Here is a 6,428-nt window from a genome sequence, read left to right on the forward strand (position 1 = left end):
GCCCTTTCGCGGGTGAACCCGCTCCTACAAAGGCCTGTGCGTGTGTAGGAGCGGGTTTACCCGCGAATACGGTAGCGGCGGCAACGGTGATCGGCGGGTGGAAATTGGCCAGCAGCCCCGGCCCTTTCGCGATGAACCCGCGCCTACAAGGGGTGGGGCATGGGTGGTTACCTCATACCGGGTCGGCGTGCACCATCACGTCCGCCTGTGGGTAACGCTGGCGGATCACCCGCGAGGCCTCCACGCACAAGCTATGCGCCTCATGCAGCGGCAGTTGCCCCGGCAGTTCCAGGTGCAGTTGCACAAACCACTGGTTGCCCGACACGCGCGTGCGCAGGTCATGCACGCCTTTCACGCCTGCAACGGCCAGCACCAGCGCGGTCATCTCCTCGCCAACATCGCCGGGTAACGCCTTGTCCATCAGGATCGCCGTACTTTCGCGGGCAATTTGCAGCGCACTCCAGAGGATGTAAAAGGCGATGCCCAGGCCGAACAGCGCATCCAACTGAGGCCAGCCAAAACGCGCCAGCAACAAGGCCAGCAGAATGCTGCCGTTGAGCAGCAAGTCCGAGCGGTAGTGCAGGGAATCTGCCCGCACCGCAGTAGAGCCGGTGAGCCGGATAACCTTGTACTGCAGTGCCAGCAGGGCGACTGTCAGCACCAGCGACAGCAGCATCACCACAATGCCAATGGCGGTATCACCCAGCGGTTGCGGGGTGTACAAGCGCTCGATCGCTTGCACCCCGATCAGCACCGCACTGCCCCCGATGAACAGCGCCTGGGCCATGCCGGCCAAGGCCTCGGCCTTGCCATGGCCAAACCGGTGATCGTCGTCGGCCGGGCGCAGGGCATAGTGCACCGCCAGCAGGTTGAGGAACGAGGCCACTGCGTCCAGTGCCGAATCGGTCAGCCCAGCCAGCAGGCTCACCGACCCACTCAGCCACCAGGCCAGCGCCTTGCTCAGCACCAGGATGCTGGCCACTGCCAGTGACGCGCGTGTGGCCAGGCGCAGCAGGCGCTGGTGTTCAGCTGGGGTCGTGGTCATCCGTGGTCAGCGTCCGTGTGGCTCAGGCTGCCGGGACCAGGCCGAGGCTGGCCAGTTGTTCGATGCTGCCGCGGTGCTGGATCAGCCGTGGGTCGTTCAGCGGCAGGCGCTGGCCCAGTTCGCTTTCCAGAATGGCCTGCAACTTCAGGTTGTCGACCTTGCCATCGGGGCTGACGGCTTCTTGCAGTTTGGCGGGGTCGACCTGGGCAGTACGGCCACCCGGGTAGTAGATGGCGCCGGTGGCAAAGTCGATGCCGAAGGCAATGAGCCCCGGGATCACGTAGAAAAGAATACCGATGGCATCCATTGCAGCAACCACAGGGTCGATCTTGCCGCCGATCTGGCCGCGCCGGTCCGGGTAGAAAATGGTGCCGCAGGCCGTCAGTTGAGTCAGCAGGGTGGCGATGAGGGCGCCACCGATGACGCGGGTCGAGATGCGCATGTAAATCTCCGAGAAGGTGTTCAGCAGGACAAGCGATGCGCCTGCACCTGATGTTAAGACCATGATAGAGCAGGCTGGGTTCGCCGTTATACTCGCGACACTGTTCGAGGACCACCATGATTTCATTACCCATTGATGCTGCCTTGCCCGCCCTGCGCCAGGCGCTGGAAAACCGTGACGAAGTGGTGCTTGAAGCCCCGCCCGGCGCTGGCAAGACCACCCGCGTGCCACTGGCGCTGCTGCACGAACCGTGGCTGGCTGGGCAGACCATCCTCATGCTCGAGCCTCGGCGCCTGGCTGCGCGTGCTGCGGCCGAACGGCTGGCCAGTGAACTGGGCGAGCAGGTTGGGGAAACCGTGGGTTACCGCATCCGCCTGGACAGCAAGGTCGGGCCGAAAACCCGTATTGAAGTGGTGACCGAAGGCATCCTCACACGCCGTCTGCAAGCCGACCCGGCGCTGGAAGGTGTGGGCTTGCTGATCTTCGATGAATTTCATGAGCGTAGCCTGGATGCCGATCTGGCCCTGGCGCTGAGCCTTAACGGCCGCGAGTTGCTTCGTGACGACCCGCCCCTGAAGATTCTGCTGATGTCGGCGACGCTGGAAGGCGAGCGCCTGTCGCGGCTGTTGAACGATGCCCCGGTGGTCAGCAGTGAAGGGCGCATGCATCCGGTGGATATCCGCTGGGGGCGGCCGTTCCAGCCAGGCGAGTTCATCGAACCACGGGTGGTGGACAGCGTGCTGCATGCGCTGGCCGACCAGACCGGCAGCGTGCTGGTGTTCCTGCCTGGGCAAGCCGAGATCCGCCGGGTTCACCAAAGCCTTCAGGACGCCCTGGGGGCACGCCCCGAGATTCTGCTGTGCCCGTTGCATGGCGAGCTCGACCTCAATGCCCAGCGCGCCGCTATCGACCCGCCGGCCAAGGGCCTGCGCAAGGTGGTGCTGGCCACCAACATCGCCGAAACCAGCCTGACCATCGATGGCGTGCGCGTGGTGATCGACGCAGGGCTGGCCCGGGTGCCGCGCTTCGACCCCGGCAGCGGCATGACCCGCCTGGACACCCAGCGCATTTCCCGCGCCAGTGCCACCCAACGCGCCGGGCGTGCCGGCCGTCTGGAGCCCGGCGTGTGCTACCGCCTTTGGTCCGAGGCCCAGCATGACCAGTTGGCCGCCCATGGCAGTGCCGAGATCCTCCAGGCCGACCTGGCCGGGCTGGCCCTGCAACTGACCCGCTGGGGTGTAACCCCCGAGCAGTTGCGTTGGCTCGACCAGCCACCGGCTGCAGCGTTCGCTCAGGCGCAGGACCTGTTGGCGCGACTCAGCGCCTTCAAGCCGGGCAGCCGCGACAACCTCAGCGAACATGGCCAGGCCATGGCCGAACTGCCGGCTCACCCACGCATCGCGCACTTGTTGCTGCGCGGTCAGGACCTGGGCCTGGCACAGATGGCATGCGATGTGGCTGCACTGCTGGGGGAGCGGGACATTCAGCGCGGCGGTGGTGCCGACTTGCACAGCCGCCTTGCGCTGGTCAGCGGTGAGAGCAAGGCTGCGCGTGGCGGCCAGGGTGGGGTGCAGCGTGCTCGCCAGCTGGCCCGGCAATACCGTGGCCTGTTGCGTGGCAAGGTTGGTGCGCCGGTCGCCGACCCGGACCACCCTCGCTGGTTGGGCGCCCTGCTGGCGCTGGCCTACCCTGACCGGGTCGCCCAGCAGCGCCGGGCGGGTGGGGCTGAGTATCGGCTCGCCAACGGCCGTGCGGCCCTGTTTGGCGAAGTCGATGCCTTGATGAAGTGCCCATGGCTGGTGATCGCCGACCTGGGTAGCCGCCAGGGGCAGCGTGAGGAGCGGATCTATCTGGCAGCCGAATTCGATCCGGCGTTGCTCGAGGGTGTACTGGCCGAGCAGGTCGAGCGGTTCGATATCCTCGATTGGGACGAGCGCGAGCAGGTGTTGCGCGCCGAGCGCCAGGTGAAGGTTGGCGAACTGGTCCTCAGCCGCGAGCCGCTGCCCGGGCTGGATGACGAAGCCAGGGCCCGAGCGCTGCTTGGCCTGGTCCGGCGCAAAGGTTTGAACCTGCTGACCTGGACGCCCGAGCTGCGGCAATGGCAGGCACGTGTGGCACTGCTGCGTCAGCTCGACCTGGAGAAGGATGGCCACAGTGAATGGCCTGACCTGGGGGACGAGGCCCTGCTGGCCAGCCTGGAAGACTGGCTACAGCCTTACCTGAGCAAAGTATCGCGTCTCAGCCACTTTGCCGCGCTGGACTTGCCGTCGATGCTGCGCAATCTGCTGCCCTGGCCGCTGCCGCAACGCCTGGAAGAACAGGCCCCGGCGCATTTGGCCGTGCCGTCCGGCTCGAACATCCGCCTGGATTACAGCGAAACCCCGCCGATTCTCGCCGTGCGTCTGCAAGAACTGTTCGGCCTTGCCGACACCCCGCGCATCGCCAATGGCCGGCAGCAGGTCAAGCTGCACCTGCTGTCACCGGCGCGTCGGCCGGTGCAGGTGACCCAGGACCTGGCCAGTTTCTGGCGCACGACCTATGCCGAGGTGAAGAAAGACCTGAAAGGGCGATATCCGAAGCACTACTGGCCGGACGACCCTCTGGTGGCCGAGGCTACCGCCAGGGCCAAGCCGAGAGGGAGCTGATGCACACCACCGAGTGCGGGGCAGGCCGAAAAATCATGCTCTGGCCACGACGTGTCAGTGGTCGTGCCATTTATCGTATTGCCCCCGTCAGTGAAGCTCGATCTGCCTGCCTCAACAGGAACGTGATCACTTCGCCTTCCTCGACGTTGAGCCAGGCTACCCACTCCCCACTCCTGTGCGGCGTATCCGTGAGGGCGCCGACCCTGTAGCCCCGCTGGTCGCGCAGATGGCAGACAAGGCCTTCATCTGTCAGCGCCAGCGGCTCGATTTTCCAGTATTCGCCAACCTCTGCATGCCAGTAGAAGCCCAGATAGCCATTGCGGCTGAATCCTAGCTTCTTGGTCTCCGGGCGCCCTGGCATGCTGATGCGGTAGTGCAGGCGATCGTTGGTCCGCGAGTGGTAATGAAAGTCCATCACCGGCGAGTCCTGCCTACCTCCCGCCTGCAACCAGTCATCCTCGGGGGTAATGCCCCAGCCGAATTTGTCTGTACTGCGGCTGAGGCGCAGCGGGATGTCTCGGTCGACGGCGCGCATGTACAGTTGGCCGCGAAATGACCGGGCGTACCCTGCCTTGATGGTTTCGTTCATGGTGCACTCCTTGAATGGCGTTGAGGGTGTGCACTCTGGCGCCAAGGCTGGGCAGCCGGCAGATCGAAAACATTCCCCGGTGGCCTCAGGTGCTGGCTTCACCTTCCAGCAACATGAACAGGCGATACAGCACCACGGTGCTGAACAACTGCAGGAAGCCGCTGAGGCTGTCCATGGCCAGTTCCATCCCTGGTGATGGCTCGGGGAAGGCCATCAACAGCAGCCCGTCGATCAGCCAGATCGGCGCCAGCACGCCTAGAACGCAGATCATGATGCGCATGAAGTGCCCGGTGGTCATGCTTGCGCTTTCGCGCATCGCCTGCACCACCGGCCGGCCGCGCAGTACCAGCAGGTACTCGGCGAACACCAGGTTGATCATGATCCACACCCCCGGGAAGATGAACAGCGCAAGGCCGGCCATGATCAGCAGCGAGCTGATCAGGATCAGCAGGGCCAGTTGTGGCCACAACTGCAGGGCGCGGGCGAACAGGTCGCGCTTGGCGATTTCCTGGCCGTTGCTGCGCGTGTCCAGGTACAGGATCAGGGCTGCGCTGTACAACGGGTAGAACAACAGGCTGACCAGCATGCCGTAGGCCGGTGATGCCTGGTCGCCCAGCTGTCGGTCCAGCAACTGGGTGAGCAGGGCTTCCACCACCACCAGCGGCAGGCACAGCTGGAGGATGTTTGGCAGGTGACGGCGGAAGAAGTACAGGGAGTCGCGCAGAACGCTCAGCGGATTCATCAGTCAACATCGCATGGCAGTAAAAACAGGGGCCTAACTTTAGCCCAAAGCAGGCCTGGGGCTGTCACTTGCTGAAAAAAGTTTCACGGCAGCAGTGATTGAATCCCGCGCCTGTACGCCCCATCTTTGACGCTGTCCGTTGTCCCGCTACCCCACGAGGTCGCCCCATGAACACTGAAGAACAAACCCTGATCGACGGCCTGTTCGGCCGTCTCAAGCAAGCCGAAGACCCGAGCCAGCCGCGTGACGCGCAAGCCCAGGCGTGTATCGAGCAGCACGTGCGTCAGCAACCGGCGGCGCCTTACTACATGACCCAGGCGATTCTGGTGCAGGAGGCCGCGATCAAGCGCCTCGACGAACAGAACAAGCAGCTGCAAGCCGAGCTGCAACAGGCACGTGCCCAGGCTCAGGCGGCACAAGCCGCCAGCAGTGCGCCGAGCAATGGCGGGGGTGGCTTCTTGTCCGGCATCTTTGGTTCGGGTGGGCGCAACGCGGCCCCGGCGGTGCAGCCACAGCGTCCTTCGGCGCCCCCAGTAGCGTCCGGTGGTGGCTGGCGCGAGCCGTCGGCACCTGGTTTCGCCCGGCCTCAGGCGCCGCAGCCTGGCTATGGCGCCGCGCCTGCGCGCAGTGGGGCCAGCAGCTTCCTTGGCGGGGCCATGCAGACTGCCGCCGGCGTGGCAGGTGGTGTGTTGCTGGCGCAGGGTATCAGCAGCCTGTTCAACCACAACTCGCAACCGGAGGAAGTGGTCGAGGTCATCAAGGAAGAGCCGGTACCAGCCAGTGACAGTGGCGGCTGGAACGATCAGGGCGGGCAGCAGCAGGTGGCTGACAACGGTGGCTGGGGCAGTGACCAGGGCGGTTACGCCGACAGTGATTACGGCAGCGATGATGGCGGGTTCTTCTCGGACGACGACTCGTTCGTCTGACAGGTCTGGCATACTGCTGGCATTTCCGGGGGCGCTTTG

At 64.9% G+C, this 6,428-nt stretch carries 6 protein-coding genes; 2 read left to right on the top strand and 4 right to left on the bottom strand.

Annotated elements, in window-relative coordinates; translation table 11 throughout:
* Positions 1 to 172: 172 nt before the first annotated feature.
* Complete coding sequence (locus tag ACF8GF_RS15675; RefSeq protein WP_392461703.1) at positions 173 to 1,045, bottom strand: cation diffusion facilitator family transporter; 873 nt, start codon at positions 1,043 to 1,045, stop codon at positions 173 to 175.
* 22 nt (positions 1,046 to 1,067) lie between these two features.
* Positions 1,068 to 1,487 carry a hypothetical protein gene (locus ACF8GF_RS15680; RefSeq protein WP_014592516.1) on the bottom strand — a complete coding sequence of 140 codons (420 nt, stop codon included), beginning with the start codon at positions 1,485 to 1,487 and terminating at the stop codon, positions 1,068 to 1,070.
* 116 nt (positions 1,488 to 1,603) lie between these two features.
* Here ACF8GF_RS15680 and hrpB point away from each other — a divergent pair, with 116 nt between their 5' ends.
* A complete protein-coding gene (gene hrpB, locus ACF8GF_RS15685) occupies positions 1,604 to 4,132 on the top strand; it encodes an ATP-dependent helicase HrpB (protein WP_392461701.1) in 2,529 nt (842 codons plus the stop codon).
* A 70-nt stretch (positions 4,133 to 4,202) separates the two neighbouring features.
* On the opposite strand, the gene ACF8GF_RS15690 is transcribed toward hrpB, so the two are convergent.
* Complete coding sequence (locus tag ACF8GF_RS15690) at positions 4,203 to 4,721, bottom strand: hypothetical protein (RefSeq protein WP_176683228.1); 519 nt, start codon at positions 4,719 to 4,721, stop codon at positions 4,203 to 4,205.
* Positions 4,722 to 4,806: 85 nt separating this feature from the next.
* A complete protein-coding gene (locus tag ACF8GF_RS15695) occupies positions 4,807 to 5,463 on the bottom strand; it encodes a YciC family protein (protein WP_010955396.1) in 657 nt (218 codons plus the stop codon).
* Between the two features lie 167 nt (positions 5,464 to 5,630).
* Here ACF8GF_RS15695 and ACF8GF_RS15700 point away from each other — a divergent pair, with 167 nt between their 5' ends.
* Positions 5,631 to 6,389, top strand: a complete 759-nt coding sequence (locus ACF8GF_RS15700) for a DUF2076 domain-containing protein (protein ID WP_392488458.1) — start codon at positions 5,631 to 5,633, stop codon at positions 6,387 to 6,389.
* Positions 6,390 to 6,428: the final 39 nt, after the last annotated feature.

It is taken from the genome of Pseudomonas sp. yb_5, assembly GCF_043103865.1.
Taxonomy (GTDB): domain Bacteria; phylum Pseudomonadota; class Gammaproteobacteria; order Pseudomonadales; family Pseudomonadaceae; genus Aquipseudomonas; species Aquipseudomonas putida_Y.

What these genes read in the sequence shown, in the direction of transcription:
- hrpB (WP_392461701.1), top strand. Translation starts at nt 1,604, where the DNA reads ATGATTTCATTACCCATTGATGCTGCCTTGCCCGCCCTGCGCCAGGCG.
- ACF8GF_RS15690 (WP_176683228.1), bottom strand. Translation starts at nt 4,721, where the DNA reads ATGAACGAAACCATCAAGGCAGGGTACGCCCGGTCATTTCGCGGCCAA.
- ACF8GF_RS15695 (WP_010955396.1), bottom strand. Translation starts at nt 5,463, where the DNA reads ATGAATCCGCTGAGCGTTCTGCGCGACTCCCTGTACTTCTTCCGCCGT.
- ACF8GF_RS15680 (WP_014592516.1), bottom strand. Translation starts at nt 1,487, where the DNA reads ATGCGCATCTCGACCCGCGTCATCGGTGGCGCCCTCATCGCCACCCTG.
- ACF8GF_RS15700 (WP_392488458.1), top strand. Translation starts at nt 5,631, where the DNA reads ATGAACACTGAAGAACAAACCCTGATCGACGGCCTGTTCGGCCGTCTC.
- ACF8GF_RS15675 (WP_392461703.1), bottom strand. Translation starts at nt 1,045, where the DNA reads ATGACCACGACCCCAGCTGAACACCAGCGCCTGCTGCGCCTGGCCACA.